Genomic DNA, 17,322 nt, shown 5'->3' with positions numbered 1-17,322 from the left:
GCCTCGGCGAAAAACAGGCGCGCAGTATAACCCTTCAACTCCCTCGCCCGCGGCCGATCAGTGCCCGGTCGATTGCGAGAACAGCTGGATCACCACCACGCCACTGACGATCAGTCCCATGCCGAGCACGGCCGGCAGATCGAGCTTTTGCTGGTAGATGAACATCGCCGCGATGCTGACCAGGACGATACCCAATCCCGCCCAGATAGCGTAGGCGATGCCCACCGGGATGGTGCGCACCACCAGAATCAGCATCCAGAAGGCGATCGCGTAACCGCCGATCACCAGCAGCAGCGGCAAGGGTTTGTTGAAGCCGTCGATAGCCTTCATCGAGGTGGTGGCAATCACCTCGGCCGCGACGGCGATAGCGAGATAGAGGTATCCGGGCATGGTGGCGACTCCTGAAAGATGGCCACGATTCTAAGTTCCTCCATGATGGGATAAAGTCATTACCTATCAGCTATCAAGATAGGTTGCCCATGAACTGGAATCTCGATCAGCTGCAACTGTTCGTCCTGACCGCCGAGAGTCGATCCTTCTCCGCCGCTGCTCGGCAAACCGGCCGCGCGCAATCGGCCGTCAGCACCGCCATCGCCCTGCTGGAAAGCGATCTCGGTGTCACCCTGTTCGAACGCAGCAGCGGGCGCCAGCCGCAACTGACCGAAGCGGGAACGGCGCTGCTCGAGGAAGCGCGCAGCGTACTGCAGCAATGCCAGCGCCTAGACGGCCGTGCGCTGGGGCTGGCCCGCGGCGAGGAAGCGCGGCTGCGTCTGGCACAGGACGAAGCCATGCCCTACCAACCGGTGCTGGCGAGCCTGGAAGCGCTGGCCGATGCCTTCCCCTTGCTTGAGGTCCAACTTTCCAGCGGCGCGCAGGGTGACGTGGCGCGCAAGCTGCTGCAGCGCCAGGCCGACCTGGGCCTGCTGTTCCATCACGAGCAGATGCCGCGGGAGCTGGAGAGCCAGCGTCTGGGCATGATCGAGATGGTCACCGTGTGCAGCCCAAACCATCCGCTGGCTGCACTCGACAGCGTGGAACGGCGGGATCTGGCCGAACATCGTCAGTTGCTGATGACGCCACAGGACAGCCATTACCCCGGCGGCGAGCAGATCAGTCCGCTGGTGTGGCGCGCCGACAGTTTCTACGTGATGGCCGAGCTGGTGATTCGTGGCGTTGGCTGGGCCTGGCTGCCGCGCCATGTGGCGCAGTACCCGACCTACCAGGGCCACCTGCAGGAACTGCGCAGCGACTGGGCGCCTCTGCCGCTGGTGGTCGAGCTGGTCACCCGGCGCGACGGCGCGCTCGGCCCGGCGGCGAGCTGGCTGGCCGACTGCCTGGCGCGCGAACTGTTACGACCGCAGACATGACTGCCCTTCCAGCGCATCGCCGGCGGCGATAAGCTGCGCGCCCATGAACAGACTCCTCTACACCCTGCTGCTGCACCTGGTCCTGCCCTTGATCGCCCTGCGTCTGGCGCTGCGCGCACGCAAGGCACCAGCCTACGCTCGGCGTATCAGCGAACGCTTCTCCCTCGGCCTGCCGGCAATGAAACCCGGCGGTATCTGGGTGCACGCGGTATCGGTAGGCGAAAGCATCGCTGCTGCGCCGATGATCCGTGCTCTGCAGGCACGCTATCCCGAACTGCCGATCACCGTGACCTGCATGACGCCGACCGGCTCCGAACGCATCCAGGCCATGTTCGGCAACAGCGTTCAGCACTGCTACCTGCCCTATGACCTGCCCTGGGCCTCCGCGCGTTTTCTCAACCGCGTACAGCCAACTCTAGCGGTGGTGATGGAAACCGAGCTGTGGCCGAACCACATCCACCAATGCGCCAAACGCGGTATTCCGGTCGCGCTGGCCAATGCGCGCCTCTCCGAGCGCTCGGCACGCGGCTATGCGCGTTTCGCCAGGCTTACCGCGCCGATGCTCGCCGAACTGTCGCTGATCGCCGTGCAGACCCAGACCGAGGCGCAGCGTTTTCTAGACCTGGGTGCACGCCCTGGCTGCGTGGAAGTGACCGGTTCGATCAAGTTCGACCTGAAGATCGATGCCGAGCTGCCGCAGCGGGCGGTTGAATTGCGCCGCCGGTGGCAGGCCGAACAGCGCCCGGTGTGGATCGCGGCCAGCACCCATGCAGGTGAAGACGAGATCATCCTCGCCGCCCATCGCCAGCTGCTGAAGTCTCGATCGGACGCACTGCTGATCCTGGTGCCGCGTCACCCCGAGCGTTTCAACTCGGTCCACGAACTGTGCCTGAGCCAGGACCTGAACACTCGCCGTCGCTCCACCGGCGAGGCTGTACAGCCTGGCGATCAGGTGCTGCTCGGCGACACCATGGGCGAGCTGCTGTTTCTCTACGCCTTGGCCGATATCGCCTTCGTCGGCGGCAGCCTGGTAGCCAACGGCGGCCACAATCTTTTGGAGCCGGCGGCACTGGGTAAGCCTGTGCTGAGCGGCTCGCACCTGTTCAACTTCCTGGAAATCGCCGCGCAACTGCGCGAAGCCGGTGCCCTGAGCGAAGTGGAAACTGCCCAGCAGTTGGCAGGCAGGCTTGCGACGCTGCTGGAAGAGCCTGGCGAGATGCAGCGCATGAGCCAGGCCGGCCTTGCCGTACTCAAGGCCAATCAAGGCGCGCTGGAGCGGCTGCTGGAAAGCTTGCGCGCACTCATCTAGCCAGGCTGCAATCCAGACTACGGTTATCACTCGGTAGGGTGGGCTGAAGTATCAGTAGGGTGGGCTTCAGCCCACCACATCAGGAGCGGCTGCTGTTGGTGGGCCGAAGCGGTTCGCTGCCCGGTCCCCCCTAGGCTCTGTCAAGTACGCCACCGCGCATAAAAACAAAAGCCCGACTCGTGTCGGGCTTTTTCGTCTCTGCGCCTGACTCAGAAATCCTGATTGTTCTGCAGGCGCTCTTCGGCGGCTGAGGCCAGATCCGGCGGCAGGAAGTCCTTGTCCGGGTTGTAGTCCGGCTTGAGGAAGCTACCCAGCGCTTCGAGGTCGGCCGGGCTAAGGGTGCCGGCTGCCTGCTTGAGGCGCAGGTTGTTGAGGATGTAGTCGTAGCGCGCATCGTTGTAGTTGCGCACGGCGCTGTACAGCTGACGTTGTGCATCGAGCACGTCGACGATGTTGCGGGTACCGACCTGATAGCCGATCTCGGTGGCCTCCAGCGCGCTCTGGTTGGAGATGATCGACTGACGACGCGCCTGCACGGTCTCCACATCGGTGTTCACCGCACGGAACAGGTTGCGGGTGTTCTGCACCACCTGGCGGCGCAGGCTTTCACGCAGCTGCTCGGTCTGGCCCAGACGCTGATAGGCCTCGCGTACCTGCGAGCTGGTCAGGCCGCCGCTGTACAGCGGGATGTTCAATTGCAGACCAATGGAGCGCTGCGAAACGTCGCCGCTATATCGCGGAGCACCAAATGCCCCGGAATTGGTGAAACCCAGGCTGTCGTTGTCGCCCTTCTGATAGCTGGCCACCGCATCCAGGGTCGGCGCATGGCCGGCCTTGCGCTGCCGCAGGTTTTCCTCGGCAGCGTTTACCGCGTACAGGCTGGCTTGCAGATTGAGGTTCTGCGCGGCAGCGGTGTCGACCCAGGACTTGGCATCATTGGGCGTCGGCGCCAGCACCGGCAGGGAGTGGACGATGCCTTCGACCGCCACGTAATCACGGTTGGTCAGGGTCACTAGGGCTTCGAAGGCATCATCCACCGCGCGCTCGGCGAGCAGGCGATTGGCACGGGCGGTGTCAAAACCGGCTTGCGCCTCGAGCACATCGGTCTTGTCGGACAGGCCGACGTCGAAGCGCTCGTTGGCCTGATCCAGCTGACGCTTGAAGGCCGCCTCTTCGGCCCTGGTCGAGGCCAGGTTGTCCTGGGCCCGCAGCACGGCGAAGTAGGTTTCGGCGCTCTGCAGGATCAGGTTCTGCTCGGTGGCAGACAGTTCCAGCGCAGCCTGCTCGCTGGTGGCCTCGGCCGCCTGCAGTTGGAACCAGCGGTCGGCACGGAACAGCGGCTGGCTGAGGTTGGCCTGATAGACCAGACCGCTACGCGAGACAGTGGCGCTGGGCGAATCGATTTCGGTGCGCGTATCGCCGTAGTTGGCGCCCGCGGACAGGTTGGGCAGCAGGCCGGCACGTGCTTGCGGCACCACTTCACGGCGAGCCTGATAATCGGCGCGCGCGGCAGCGATATCTGCGTTGTTCTTCGCCGCTTCCTGATACACGGTGACCAGATCGGTCTTGCTCGACAGAGGGGCCTCTGCGGCCTGAACCAGGCCCACCGAAGCGGCGGCCACGGCGATTGCCAGGGAAAGTCTGCGCAACATGATGGATGTCGATCCTTGAATAGGCGGTAATCGGCAAGGCTACGGGGCGCCACAGTCGGGGGTCAAGCGCCTCATGGACAGCATGAGTCTAGCCTGTGGCAAGCTATGTTGCCCGTCGGCAACAATCCAGCGTCCATAGCCTCAGAAGTCGCTTTCCGACGCACGGGTCGATCTTTATTGACCGCCGGGTTGGTTTTCTCCCACCAGCTTGTTTAGACTGCCCGAGTTCTTGTCGGGGTGCCCCAAATGCGGGGCTGAGATTGGCAGCTGCCGGATCCCGTTGAACCTGATCAGGTTAAGGCCTGCGTAGGGAACAAGATGTCCTCGCCCACACTCGGCGAGTCCTCTCGGCACCGCCCATGGTGTCTCTCGCGCCCTTCGTCCGCTCAGGTTCCAACTCCGACATCTATCCCGGAGAGAGCCTTGATGAGCGCACAACAACAAAAGAATCTGAGTGAGTCGGCACAGGTCGACCAGCAGTCGGTGCAACCCTTCCCCCGTTCGCAGAAAGTCTACGTACAAGGCTCGCGCCCGGACATTCGCGTGCCGATGCGTGAAATCAGCCTGGACGTGACGCCCACAGACTTTGGTGGCGAGATCAACGCTCCGGTCACCGTCTACGACACCTCCGGCCCCTACACCGATCCGAACGTCACCATCGACGTGCGCAAAGGCCTGGCCGATGTGCGCAGCGCCTGGATCGAGGATCGCGGCGATACAGAGAAGCTGCCGGGCCTGTCCTCCGAGTTCGGCCAGCGCCGCCTCAACGATGCCGAACTGTCGGCCATGCGCTTCGCCCACGTGCGCAACCCGCGCCGGGCCAAGGCAGGGCATAACGTCAGCCAGATGCACTACGCCAAGAAAGGCATCATCACGCCGGAGATGGAATACGTCGCCATCCGCGAGAACATGAAGCTGGCCGAAGCGCGCGAAGCCGGCCTGCTCAATGAGCAGCACGCCGGCCATAGCTTCGGTGCCTCGATCCCGAAGGAAATCACCCCCGAGTTCGTACGCTCCGAAGTCGCGCGCGGCCGCGCCATCATCCCCGCCAACATCAACCACGTGGAGCTGGAGCCGATGATCATCGGCCGCAACTTCCTGGTGAAGATCAACGGCAATATCGGTAACTCGGCACTGGGTTCCTCCATCGAGGAAGAAGTGGCCAAGCTGACCTGGGGCATCCGCTGGGGCTCGGATACGGTCATGGATCTGTCCACCGGCAAGCACATCCACGAAACCCGCGAGTGGATCATCCGCAACTCGCCGGTACCGATCGGCACCGTGCCGATCTACCAGGCGCTGGAGAAGGTCGGCGGCATCGCCGAGGACCTGACCTGGGAGCTGTTCCGCGACACCCTGATCGAGCAGGCCGAGCAGGGCGTGGATTACTTCACCATCCACGCCGGCGTGCTGCTGCGTTATGTGCCGTTGACTGCCAAGCGCGTGACCGGCATCGTCAGCCGCGGCGGCTCGATCATGGCCAAGTGGTGCCTGGCCCATCACAAGGAAAACTTCCTCTACACCCATTTCGACGACATCTGCGAAATCATGAAGGCCTACGACGTGTCCTTCTCGCTGGGTGACGGCCTGCGTCCCGGCTCGATTGCCGACGCCAACGACGCCGCACAGTTCGGCGAACTGGAAACCCTCGGCGAGCTGACCAAGATCGCCTGGAAACACGACGTGCAGTGCATGATCGAAGGCCCCGGCCACGTGCCGATGCAGCTGATCAAGGAGAACATGGACAAGCAGCTGGAATGCTGCGACGAGGCGCCGTTCTACACCCTCGGCCCGCTGACCACCGACATCGCACCGGGCTACGACCACATCACCAGCGGCATCGGCGCGGCGATGATCGGCTGGTTCGGTTGCGCCATGCTCTGCTACGTCACGCCCAAGGAGCACCTGGGCCTGCCGAACAAGGATGACGTGAAGACCGGCATCATCACCTACAAGATTGCCGCGCATGCTGCTGACCTCGCAAAAGGTCACCCGGGCGCACAGATCCGCGACAACGCACTGAGCAAGGCGCGCTTCGAGTTTCGCTGGGAGGATCAGTTCAACCTCGGCCTCGACCCGGACACCGCGCGCGCATTCCACGACGAGACGCTGCCCAAGGACTCGGCCAAGGTCGCCCACTTCTGCTCCATGTGCGGGCCGAAGTTCTGCTCGATGAAGATCACTCAGGAAGTGCGTGAATACGCCAAGGATCAGCGCATCGACACCGTCGACCTGGAAGCCGAGCAGGGCATGCAGGCCAAGGCCGAGGAGTTCAAGGCGCAGGGCAGCCAGCTGTATCAGAAGGTATAACGGCGTACTTTCCGTCAGCCAGGCTTGATCGGCGGGGCGGATGCTCGCTAGTGTGATGCGTAACGGGCCGCAGTTTGGCCCGTTACGACCATCTGGGGAACACAATGAACAAAGACGACATCGACATCATCGAGCGCGAGAACTGTTTTCGCGGTTTCTACCGCCTCGACCGGATCAAGCTGCGTCATCGCCAGTTCGCCGGCAACATGGGCCCGCAACTGACCCGTGAGCTGTTCGTGCGTCACGATGCCGTCTGCGTGCTGCCTTACGATCCGCAACGCGATGAGGTGGTGCTGATCGAGCAGTTCCGCGTTGGTGCCATGGACAAGGCGGTCAATCCCTGGCTGCTGGAGCTGGTCGCCGGACTGATCGACAAGGATGAACAGCCCGAGGAAGTTGCGCGGCGCGAAGCGGTCGAAGAGGCCGATCTGATTCTTGGCCCACTCTGGCCGATCACCCAGTATTTCCCTTCCCCTGGCGGCTCCGACGAGTACGTCCACCTGTTCCTTGGCCGCTGCGACAGCAGCGGTGCCGGCGGCGTGCATGGGCTGCCGGAGGAAGGCGAGGACATTCGCGTGCACGTGATGCCACTGGCCGACGCCCTGGCAGCGTTAGGCGACGGCCGCATCAATAACGCGGCGAGCATCATCGCTCTGCAATGGCTGGCACTGAACCGCGACGAAGTGCGGGGAATGTGGTCGTGAATCTGCTTCGCGAGCGCTATCGGGTCGACCTGGTCGAGCTGCAAGCAGCTTGCGAGGCCAACTATGCACGGCTGATGCGCCTGCTGCCGCATATGCGCGAGCGCTCGGAGAGCCGCCGTGTCGCCCTGAGCCAGGGCGAGCACCTGCTTGGAGTGCTGGCACTGGAAGTGCTGGAAAGCTGCCCCTATACCACCACCCTGTGCGTTCGCCAGGAGCACAGCCTGCCCTGGCTGCCGGTACCGCAGCTGGAGGTGCGGGTCTATCACGATGCACGCATGGCTGAAGTGGTGAGCGCCGAGAATGCGCGCCGCCTGCACATTCGCTACCCCTACCCCAATGCAGCGATGCATCAACCGGACGAAAAGAGCCAGCTCAACCTGTTCCTCGGTGAGTGGCTGAGCCACTGCCTGGCCTGCGGGCACGAGCCGCAGCCGGTGATGTAACACCTCGTCGATATCAAGCTTTTCTCCACAAGGCCGATAGCGGGTCGTCGCCCGCTCATATGGCCTGCCATTTCATGGCAGCCCTAAAGGTTTATTGCAAAGGATGGCAAAAAACGCTTTTGGCGTTTTTTCTGTGACCTGCGTCCGCTTACCGGGTTTTCCCTTTGTTGCGGCAACCACCATAATTCACTCGATAGAGCCCAAGGAGACGGTCTTGCCGAGCCTGCCCACCCCACCCTCTGATTCCTCGGTTCTGCTGGTGCAGTTGTCCGACAGCCATCTGTTCGCCGACGCGGACGGCAAGCTGCTGGGCATGGATACCTGCGACAGCCTGCAACGAGTGATCCAGCAGGTGCTGGAGGAGCAGCCACAGATCGACCTGATCCTGGCCACGGGCGATCTTTCCCAGGACGGCAGCGAAGCTTCCTATCAGCGCTTTCGCCAACTCACCGCAGCCTTCGGTACACCGAGCCGCTGGCTAGCCGGCAATCACGACGAAACACCACCGATGCAGGCGGCGTGCAAAGGCAGCGAACTACTGGAGCCGGTGATCGATGTCGGTGCCTGGCGTATCGTCATGCTCGACTCCTCGATCCCCGGCGCAGTGCCGGGCTTTCTCGCCGACGACCAGCTCGAACTGCTCGAACGCACCCTTAACGAAGCCCCGCAACGTCACCACCTGGTCTGCCTGCACCACCATCCGGTGCCGATCGGCTGCAAGTGGATGGAGCCCATCGGGCTGCGCAACGCCGATGCCCTGTTCGCCATCCTCGACCGCCACCCACAGGCGCGCGCGGTGCTGTGGGGACATGTCCACCAGGAATTCGACCAGATGCGTGGCAATCTGCGCCTGCTCGCCTCGCCCTCGACCTGCGTGCAGTTCGCGCCAGGCAGCGAGGACTTCCAGGTCGGCAACGAGGCCCCGGGTTACCGCTGGCTGCGCCTGCATGCCGATGGTGGGCTCGACACTGGCGTATCGCGCGTCAACGGCATCCATTTCGAAGTGGATTACAGCGTCAAGGGCTACTGACATACCCCAATCAGCTTGAAGCTTGCAGCTTGAGGCCCCGGACGAGTAGCCTCCCGCTCCATGACCGCATCCATCCTCTATATACACGGCCTGAACAGCTCGCCAGCCTCGCACAAAGCCAGCCAGCTGAGCCGCGCCATGGTCCATTTGGGCCTGGAAAACCAACTGCGCGTGCCAGCGCTGCATCACCACCCACGCCAAGCCATCGCCCAGTTACAGGCGCTGGTCGCCGAACTGGGCGATCCTGTTCTGGTGGGTAGCTCGCTGGGCGGCTATTACGCCACCTACCTGGCCGAGCAGCACGGGCTCAAGGCGCTGCTGATCAACCCAGCGGTAAAGCCGCACCTGCGCTTCGATGGTTATCTGGGGCCGCAGAAGAACTACTACAGCGGCGAGACCTGGGAGCTCACCCAGGATCACGTCCACGCCCTGGCCGAACTCGAAGTTCCTGCACCGAGTGACCCGACCCGTTATCAGGTCTGGCTGCAGACCGGCGACGAAACCCTCGACTATCGTGACGCCGGGCGTTACTACCGCGACTGCGCCTTGCGCATCCAGGCCGGCGGCGACCACGGTTTCCAGGGTTTCGCCGAACGCCTGCCGATGCTCTTCGCTTTTGCCGGTATTAACGCCACACTCTGGCGCGATATCGACTTTTCCGTATTCAATTGACGAACAAGAGACCCTATGGCCCAGCAGAACGCCTATAACGCAGACGCCATCGAAGTCCTTTCCGGCCTCGACCCGGTGCGCAAGCGCCCGGGCATGTACACCGACACCACACGCCCCAACCACCTGGCCCAGGAAGTGATCGACAACAGCGTCGACGAAGCCCTGGCCGGGCACGCCAAGTCGATCCAGGTGATCCTCCACGAGGACAACTCGCTGGAAGTGCTCGACGACGGCCGTGGCATGCCGGTAGACATCCACCCGGAAGAAGGTGTGCCGGGGGTCGAACTGATCCTCACCAAGCTGCACGCCGGCGGCAAGTTCAGCAACAAGAACTACCAGTTCTCCGGCGGCCTGCACGGCGTCGGTATCAGCGTGGTCAACGCCCTGTCGACGCGCGTGGTAGTCACCGTCAAGCGTGACGGCAATGAGTACCAGATGAGCTTCGCCGACGGCTTCAAGGCCAGCGACCTGGAAGTCATCGGCACGGTCGGCAAGCGCAACACCGGCACCAGCGTGCATTTCTGGCCGGACGCCAAGTATTTCGACTCTTTCAAATTCTCGGTCAGCCGCCTCAAGCACGTGCTCAAGGCCAAAGCCGTGCTGTGCCCGGGCCTGAGCGTCACCTTCGAGGACAAGGCTGCCGGCGAGAAGGTCGAGTGGCTGTATGAGGACGGTCTGCGCTCCTACCTGGTCGACGCCGTCAGCGAATTCGAGCGCCTGCCTGCCGAGCCGTTCTGCGGCGCCCTGGCCGGCAACAAGGAAGCGGTGGACTGGGCCCTGCTGTGGCTGCCTGAAGGCGGTGACGCGGTGCAGGAGAGCTACGTCAACCTGATCCCTACCGCGCAGGGCGGCACCCACGTCAATGGCCTGCGCCAGGGCCTGCTGGATGCCATGCGCGAATTCTGCGAGTTCCGCAACCTGCTGCCGCGCGGCGTCAAGCTGGCACCGGAAGACGTCTGGGAGCGCATCGCGTTCGTCTTGTCGATGAAGATGCAGGATGCGCAATTCTCCGGCCAGACCAAGGAACGCCTGTCGTCTCGCGAGGCCGCCGCCTTCGTCTCCGGCGTAGTCAAGGACGCCTTCAGCCTGTGGCTCAACGCCAACCCGGAAACCGGTTTGCAACTGGCTGAACTGGCCATCAGCAACGCCGGCCGTCGCCTCAAGGCGGGCAAGAAGGTCGAGCGCAAGAAGATCACCCAGGGCCCGGCGCTGCCCGGCAAACTGGCCGACTGCGCGGGGCAGAACCCGCTGCGCTGCGAGCTGTTCCTGGTCGAGGGTGACTCCGCCGGCGGCTCGGCCAAGCAGGCGCGCGACAAGGAATTCCAGGCCATCATGCCGCTGCGCGGCAAGATCCTGAACACCTGGGAAGTGGACGGCAGCGAAGTGCTGGCCAGCCAGGAGGTGCATGACATCGCCGTGGCCATCGGCATCGACCCGGGCTCGAGCGATCTCTCCGGGCTGCGCTACGGCAAGATCTGCATCCTCGCCGACGCCGACTCCGACGGCCTGCACATCGCCACCCTGCTCTGCGCCCTGTTCGTGCGACACTTCCGTCCGCTGGTGGATGCCGGGCATGTCTACGTGGCCATGCCGCCGCTGTACCGCATCGATCTGGGCAAGGAGATTTTCTACGCTCTGGACGACGCCGAGCGCGACGGCATCCTCGACCGCCTGGTGGCCGAAAAGCGCCGTGGCAAGCCTCAGGTCACGCGCTTCAAAGGCCTCGGCGAGATGAACCCGCCGCAGCTGCGCGAAACCACCATGGACCCCAACACCCGGCGCCTGGTGCAACTCACGCTGGATGATTTCGACGGCACCCGCGAAGTGATGGACATGCTGCTGGCGAAAAAACGCGCCAGTGACCGTAAGAACTGGCTGGAAACCAAGGGCAACCTGGCCGAGGTATTGGCCTGATGCGCAATCACCTCCTTGCACTTGGTCTGTTGGCCGGCGTCGCCAATGCCGAGCCAGTTGTGCTGGAAGAGCTGCAACTGCAGGCCGAGTATCCGGTGACGGACATGCCCAGCGGCAACCTGTCCGGCCTGGCCATGTGTGGCGACACGATATGGGCGGTGTCCGACCGCGACGACGACCGTATCTACCAACTGCACCGTGAGGAGGGCTTGCTGCGCGCAGAGGCGGAAACCTTCGTTGCCCCCGAACCGCCCGAGAGCGCCCTGCCCTGGGGCCTGCGCATGCGCAACTGGGCAGCCGGCCTGGTCAGGGGAGGCAAGCTGGATTTCGAAGGCCTGTCATGCGACGCGCAGGGCAATCGTTACCTGGTCAGCGAAACCCGTGCCGCCGTTTTACAGGTGAGCAGCAACGGCAACGCCCATTGGCTCAACCTGCCCAGCGGCCTGGTACGCCAAGCCCGCGCCAGCGGCATGCTGCTGCACTTCAACCAGGGCTTCGAAGGCATCGCCATAGACCCGGCCGGTGACCGCCTGTGGCTGGCGGCCGAACAACGCCGCCGCGGTCTGACGGTGCTGCATCGACGCGGTAGCAGTTGGCGCTGCACCGGTGGCTGCGTGCTGACCAGTGAGAGCGGTGATGAACCCTCGCCGCAGGCACTCGGCGGCCATCCGGCACCGCGCGATTTCTCCGGCCTGGCCTATTTCGGCGAGAAACTGTTCACCCTGGAGCGCCAGGCTCATCGCATCTGCCGCCGCACCCTGGGGGACGGCGTCGCGGAGCTTTGCTGGTCGTTCGCTGACGAGGCCCTGAGCGAGCCACGCCGCTATACGCCGGACTACGGCATGGCCGAAGCGCTGTGGATCGACAAGGACGGCGCCTGGATCGGCGTCGACAATGGCAGCCAGGCCCGCGCCGATGGTGAAGAACGCCCCGTCGTATGGCGCTTCGCGGCTCCCAAGGGCGGCTGGAGCCGGCGTCCGTGAGTGAGCAGACGCCCGGCCGTCGTGCCGGACGCGTGATGTGGGTGCTCGCCTGGGGTGCCGGCCTGCTGCTGGCTACGCATTTCTTCGGCAACTGGGAAGATCGCCAGCGCAACCCGAACCAGGTGCCGCAGTCGGTGCATGGCGATGGTTTCGTCGAGGTGAGTCTGGCCAGCAGTCGCCAGGGACATTACGTGGTCAATGGGCAGATCGATGGGCATGACGTGACCTTCCTGCTCGATACCGGCGCCACCCAGGTGGCGATCCCCAGTACGGTGGCCGAACGCCTTGGCCTGGAGCGCGGCGCGCCGATCATTATCAGCACCGCCAACGGTCGCGCTACCGGGCATCGCACGCGCCTGGACAGCCTGCGTTTGGGCGATATCGAGCTGCGTGACGTCGCCGCACTGATCGCCCCCGGCATGGACGGTGACGAAGTGCTGCTGGGCATGAGTGCCCTGAAACAACTCGAATTCAGTCAGAAGGGCGGCACCCTGGTGCTGCGCCAATCAACCTTGCAATGAGGCCCGCATGAGCGAATCCCTCGATTTGAGCCTGGAAGGCGTTGAACGCCGGTCACTCGCCGACTTCACCGAGCAGGCTTATCTCAACTACTCCATGTACGTGATCATGGATCGCGCCCTGCCGCATATCGGCGACGGTCTGAAACCCGTACAGCGCCGTATCGTCTACGCCATGAGCGAGCTGGGCCTGGACGCCGACTCCAAGCACAAGAAATCGGCGCGTACCGTCGGCGACGTGCTCGGCAAGTTCCACCCGCACGGCGACAGCGCCTGCTATGAAGCGATGGTGCTGATGGCGCAGCCGTTCAGCTATCGCTACACCCTGGTCGACGGCCAGGGCAACTGGGGCGCGCCGGACGATCCCAAGTCCTTCGCCGCCATGCGCTACACCGAGGCGCGCCTGTCGCGTTATTCGGAAGTGCTGCTGTCCGAACTGGGCCAGGGCACCGTGGACTGGGTGCCGAACTTCGACGGCACGATGAACGAGCCGGCGACGCTGCCGGCGCGCCTGCCCAACCTGCTGCTCAACGGCACCACCGGCATCGCCGTGGGCATGGCCACCGACGTGCCACCACACAACCTGCGCGAAGTCGCTGCCGCCTGCGTGCGCCTGCTCGATGAACCGAGCGCCACGGTCGAGCAACTCTGCGAGCACGTCCAGGGGCCTGACTTCCCCACCGAAGCCGAAGTCATCACGCCCAAGGCCGACCTGCTGAAGATCTACGAAACCGGTCGCGGCTCGGTGCGCATGCGCGCCGTCTATCGCGTCGAAGATGGCGACATCGTCGTCACCGCCCTGCCGCACCAGGTTTCCGGGGCCAAGGTGCTGGAGCAGATCGCCGCGCAGATGCAGGCCAAGAAGCTGCCGATGGTCGCCGACCTGCGCGACGAGTCCGACCACGAGAATCCGACTCGCATCGTCATCATCCCGCGCTCCAACCGCGTGGATGCCGACGAGCTGATGACCCACCTGTTCGCTACCACCGACCTGGAATCCAGCTACCGGGTCAACACCAACGTCATCGGCCTCGACGGCAAGCCGCAGGTCAAGGACCTGCGCACCCTGCTCAGCGAGTGGCTGGTGTACCGCGTCGGCACCGTGCGCCGCCGCCTGCAGTTCCGCCTGGACAAGGTGGAGAAGCGCCTGCACCTGTTGGAAGGTTTGCTGATTGCCTTCCTCAACCTCGACGAGGTGATCCGCATCATCCGCACCGAGGATTCGCCCAAGCCGGTGCTGATGGAAACCTTCGGTCTCACCGACGTACAGGCCGACTACATCCTCGACACCCGCCTGCGCCAACTGGCTCGCCTGGAAGAAATGAAGATCCGCGGCGAACAGGACGAACTGGCCAAGGAGCGCGAGAAACTGCTGGCCCTGCTCGGCAGCGAAGCCAAGCTGAAGAAACTGGTACGTAAGGAAATCCTCGAAGATGCCGAGAAGTATGGCGATGACCGCCGCTCGCCGATCGTTGCCCGCGCCGAAGCCAAGGCCCTGTCGGAAACCGAGCTGATGCCGACCGAACCGGTGACCGTGGTGCTCTCGGAGAAAGGCTGGGTGCGCTGCGCCAAAGGCCACGACATCGACGCCACCGGTCTGTCCTACAAGGCCGGCGATGGGTTCAAGGCGTCAGCACCCGGCCGCTCGAACCAGTACGCGGTATTTATCGACTCGACTGGCCGCAGTTATTCACTTACGGCCCACAGCCTGCCATCAGCACGTGGCCAGGGCGAGCCGCTGACCGGCCGCCTGACACCGCCGCCCGGCGCCACCTTCGAATGCGTGATGCTGCCGGAGGATAGTGCCCTGTACGTGATCGCCTCCGACGCGGGCTACGGTTTCGTGGTCAAGGGCGAGGACCTGCAAGCCAAAAACAAGGCCGGCAAGGCCCTGCTGACCCTGCCCAACGGCGCCAAGGTGGTTGCACCCAAGCTGGTCAACAATCTGGAAGACGACTGGCTGGCCGCCGTGACCACCGAAGGCCGCCTGCTGCTGTTCAAGGTCACCGACCTGCCGCAACTGGGCAAAGGCAAGGGCAACAAGATCATCGGCATTCCAGGCGAGCGAGTGGCCTCGCGCGAGGAGTATCTGACCGATCTGGCCGTGCTGCCCAGCGGCTCGAGTTTGGTTTTGCAGGCCGGGAAGCGTACCCTGACACTCAAAGCCGACGACCTCGAGCATTACAAGGGCGAGCGCGGCCGCCGTGGCAACAAGCTGCCGCGCGGCTTCCAACGCGTCGACCAGCTTCTGGTGGAATAGCGTCGGCAACACGCCCCGTTCTTCCGGGATATCGCGCTACCGACAAGCAGGCAAGGCTGGAGTCGTAGCGCGGTTTGACGGATGATACGCGCCCTGGGTCATCCATGACCCCTGCATGATATGGGATCGATGTGCAGCTGCCCCAGAAGCGGCTGCCTGGAATTGATGATGACTGTAGTACGCCCTATCGCTCTGCTTCTGACCGCGCTGCTCGTGCTGAGCGGTTGCAGCCTGCTGCAGCAGAAGCCGGTACCTCTTTACCAACTCGACAGCGGCGATGCGGTAACGCCGACCAAGGATAACGGTGTGACCGTGCTGGTCGGCCCGATCAGCGTTGCCGACTATCTGCGCCAACAGCACCTGCTGCAGCGCCAGGCCGATGGCAGCCTCGTTGCCACGCAGGATGCGCGCTGGGCCAGCGGCCTGGCCAACGATATAGACCAGCAGATGCTGCGCCAGCTGGCCTGGCGCCTGGACAGCCAGCGCCTGGTGCTGGCCCCGGCAGCCCCCGGCTTCAGCGCCGATGCGCAGGTCATGCTGACCATTACTCGTCTGGACTCCGGACCGACTCAACCCGCCGTACTCGAAGCGCAATGGCGTCTGCTAGACCGTCGCGGGCAACTGCGCGATAGCCGCCTGATCCGCCTGGAACAGCCCCACGGAGGTCCGCTGGCCGAACAGGTCAAGGCACAGAGCACGCTACTGCAGCGCCTGGCCGCTGAAATGGCGGTGGCCATTCAACCTATCGCCGCAGCCGAACCGACACCCGAGCCTCCACGCAAGAAACCGCCAGTGGCCAAAGCCAAACCGCAGGAGCCGGCTACTGCCGGACCGAAGATTCCGGTGGCAGAACCCATCAAGATCGATACGGAAGTATTCCGTTTCTAGACAAAAGCCCGCTAATGCGGGCTTTTTCGTTTTCGCGGCGCGTTGCAGGTTCTACTTGAGTTCGCTGGAGCTCTTGCCCAACAACCGCCGCGCAATGATCAGCAGCTGGATCTGCTGGGTGCCCTCGAAGATGTCGAGAATCTTCGAATCGCGCGCCCACTTCTCCAGCAGTTCGTCCTCGCCATAACCGAGGGCGCCGGCCAGCTCCACGCACTTGAGCGTCACCTCGCTGGCGACCCGCCCGGCCTTGGCCTTGGCGATGGAGGCCTCTTTCGAGTTGGGTAGCTTGTTGTCGGCCATCCACGCCGCTTTCAGCGTCAGCAGACGCGCGGCCTCCCATTCCGCCTCCAGGCGATACAGCGTAGCCTCGGCATGACTGACGCTGAGCAGCGACTTGGCGTAATCGAAGCGACAGCCGGCCTTGCTCAGCAGCTCGCGAGTACGCTCCAGCGCAGCGCGAGCCACGCCGACGGCCATCCCGGCGACCAGCGGGCGGGTGTTATCGAAAGTCTCCATGACCCCGGCGAAGCCTTTCTGTACGTCGATCTCGGCATTGCCCAGCAGGTTGACTGCCGGCACTCGGCAATCGCTGAAGCTGATCGAGGCCGTATCCGAAGCCTTGATACCCAGCTTCTTCTCCAGACGGGTGACGGTCATGCCTGGCGTCCCCTTCTCCACCACGAAGGACTTGATCGCAGCGCGGCCAAAGCTTCTGTCCAGGCTGGCCCAGACCACCACGGCATCGGCGCGCTCACCGGACGTGACGTAGATTTTTTCACCGTTGATCACGTAGTGATCGCCATCCTGCACTGCAGTGGTGCGGATCGCCGCCGAATCCGAGCCACAACCAGGCTCGGTAATGGCCATGGCCGCCCAGGTCTTGCCGAAACGGGCCAGTTGTTCGTCATTGGCCACAGCTGCGATAGCCGCGTTGCCTAGCCCCTGCCGCGGCATGGCCAGCAACAGGCCGACGTCGCCCCAGCACAACTCCATCACCCCGAGCAGCGCCGCCATGTTGCCACCGTTCTTGATGCCATCCTGCTGCTCACGGGCAGCGCCGCGCTTGCTGGCCGAACCGGCGCCGACGGCATCGGGCGATCCTTCGTTCATGCCGTCGAGTAGCGCTGCGAGTAGATCCAGCTCCTTGGGATAGGCGTGCTCGGCCTTGTCGTACTTGCGCGAGATCGGCCGGAAATAATGCTTGGCCACTTGCCCGGCCTGGCGCTGCAGGCCGCGAAATTTCTTCGGGGTTTCCAGATTCATGATTCCCGC

15 protein-coding genes and 1 riboswitch are annotated in these 17,322 nt (G+C 63.8%); of the genes, 12 read left to right on the top strand and 3 right to left on the bottom strand.

Annotation, left to right across the window (positions count from 1 at the left end):
• Positions 1 to 57: 57 nt before the first annotated feature.
• A complete protein-coding gene (locus tag EL191_RS03505; RefSeq protein ID WP_041976549.1) occupies positions 58 to 390 on the bottom strand; it encodes a DMT family transporter in 333 nt (110 codons plus the stop codon).
• Positions 391 to 479: 89 nt separating this feature from the next.
• Here EL191_RS03505 and EL191_RS03500 point away from each other — a divergent pair, with 89 nt between their 5' ends.
• Both EL191_RS03500 and waaA read left to right on the top strand, forming a co-directional pair.
• Positions 480 to 1,367 carry a LysR family transcriptional regulator gene (locus EL191_RS03500; protein WP_013713832.1) on the top strand — a complete coding sequence of 296 codons (888 nt, stop codon included), beginning with the start codon at positions 480 to 482 and terminating at the stop codon, positions 1,365 to 1,367.
• A gap of 43 nt (positions 1,368 to 1,410) precedes the next feature.
• Positions 1,411 to 2,676, top strand: coding sequence for a lipid IV(A) 3-deoxy-D-manno-octulosonic acid transferase (waaA, locus tag EL191_RS03495; protein WP_041976547.1), 1,266 nt, complete (start codon positions 1,411 to 1,413; stop codon positions 2,674 to 2,676).
• A gap of 209 nt (positions 2,677 to 2,885) precedes the next feature.
• Here waaA and EL191_RS03490 read toward each other — a convergent pair whose 3' ends face one another.
• Positions 2,886 to 4,328: a TolC family outer membrane protein gene (locus tag EL191_RS03490; RefSeq protein ID WP_013713830.1), complete on the bottom strand. Its 1,443-nt coding sequence runs from the start codon at positions 4,326 to 4,328 to the stop codon at positions 2,886 to 2,888.
• A gap of 223 nt (positions 4,329 to 4,551) precedes the next feature.
• Positions 4,552 to 4,658, top strand: a riboswitch (TPP riboswitch).
• Positions 4,659 to 4,754: 96 nt separating this feature from the next.
• Here EL191_RS03490 and thiC point away from each other — a divergent pair.
• The 10 genes from thiC to EL191_RS03440 all read left to right on the top strand — a co-directional run bounded on the left by thiC (position 4,755) and on the right by EL191_RS03440 (position 16,050).
• Entirely contained in the window at positions 4,755 to 6,638 is a 1,884-nt protein-coding gene (gene thiC, locus EL191_RS03485; RefSeq protein WP_041976545.1) for a phosphomethylpyrimidine synthase ThiC, read from the top strand.
• A 104-nt stretch (positions 6,639 to 6,742) separates the two neighbouring features.
• Positions 6,743 to 7,342: an NUDIX domain-containing protein gene (locus tag EL191_RS03480; RefSeq protein ID WP_041976544.1), complete on the top strand. Its 600-nt coding sequence runs from the start codon at positions 6,743 to 6,745 to the stop codon at positions 7,340 to 7,342.
• Positions 7,333 to 7,785, top strand: coding sequence for a DUF1249 domain-containing protein (locus EL191_RS03475; protein ID WP_026042178.1), 453 nt, complete (start codon positions 7,333 to 7,335; stop codon positions 7,783 to 7,785). The genes EL191_RS03480 and EL191_RS03475 overlap by 10 nt, the downstream gene beginning before the upstream one ends.
• Before the next feature lie 214 nt (positions 7,786 to 7,999).
• Entirely contained in the window at positions 8,000 to 8,815 is an 816-nt protein-coding gene (cpdA, locus tag EL191_RS03470; RefSeq protein ID WP_041976541.1) for a 3',5'-cyclic-AMP phosphodiesterase, read from the top strand.
• Positions 8,816 to 8,875: 60 nt separating this feature from the next.
• Complete coding sequence (locus EL191_RS03465; RefSeq protein ID WP_041976539.1) at positions 8,876 to 9,487, top strand: YqiA/YcfP family alpha/beta fold hydrolase; 612 nt, start codon at positions 8,876 to 8,878, stop codon at positions 9,485 to 9,487.
• A gap of 15 nt (positions 9,488 to 9,502) precedes the next feature.
• Positions 9,503 to 11,401, top strand: coding sequence for a DNA topoisomerase IV subunit B (gene parE / locus EL191_RS03460; protein WP_041976537.1), 1,899 nt, complete (start codon positions 9,503 to 9,505; stop codon positions 11,399 to 11,401).
• Entirely contained in the window at positions 11,401 to 12,384 is a 984-nt protein-coding gene (locus tag EL191_RS03455; RefSeq protein WP_041976535.1) for an esterase-like activity of phytase family protein, read from the top strand. Before parE ends, EL191_RS03455 begins: the two co-directional genes overlap by 1 nt.
• A gap of 35 nt (positions 12,385 to 12,419) precedes the next feature.
• Positions 12,420 to 12,905, top strand: coding sequence for a retropepsin-like aspartic protease family protein (locus EL191_RS03450; RefSeq protein ID WP_394298141.1), 486 nt, complete (start codon positions 12,420 to 12,422; stop codon positions 12,903 to 12,905).
• A gap of 7 nt (positions 12,906 to 12,912) precedes the next feature.
• Positions 12,913 to 15,162, top strand: a complete 2,250-nt coding sequence (gene parC, locus EL191_RS03445; RefSeq protein ID WP_041976531.1) for a DNA topoisomerase IV subunit A — start codon at positions 12,913 to 12,915, stop codon at positions 15,160 to 15,162.
• Positions 15,163 to 15,327: 165 nt separating this feature from the next.
• Positions 15,328 to 16,050 (top strand): PqiC family protein, encoded by a 723-nt coding sequence (locus EL191_RS03440; RefSeq protein WP_013713819.1) that lies wholly within the window; start codon positions 15,328 to 15,330, stop codon positions 16,048 to 16,050.
• A 51-nt stretch (positions 16,051 to 16,101) separates the two neighbouring features.
• Here the strand turns inward: EL191_RS03440 and EL191_RS03435 are convergent, their stop codons facing one another.
• A complete protein-coding gene (locus EL191_RS03435; RefSeq protein WP_041976528.1) occupies positions 16,102 to 17,313 on the bottom strand; it encodes an acyl-CoA dehydrogenase family protein in 1,212 nt (403 codons plus the stop codon).
• Positions 17,314 to 17,322: the final 9 nt, after the last annotated feature.

This window comes from Pseudomonas mendocina (genome assembly GCF_900636545.1).
Taxonomy (GTDB): Bacteria; Pseudomonadota; Gammaproteobacteria; order Pseudomonadales; family Pseudomonadaceae; genus Aquipseudomonas; species Aquipseudomonas mendocina.
Note: the sequence above shows the minus strand (reverse complement) of the source record. Positions and strands in the feature narration are given on the sequence as shown.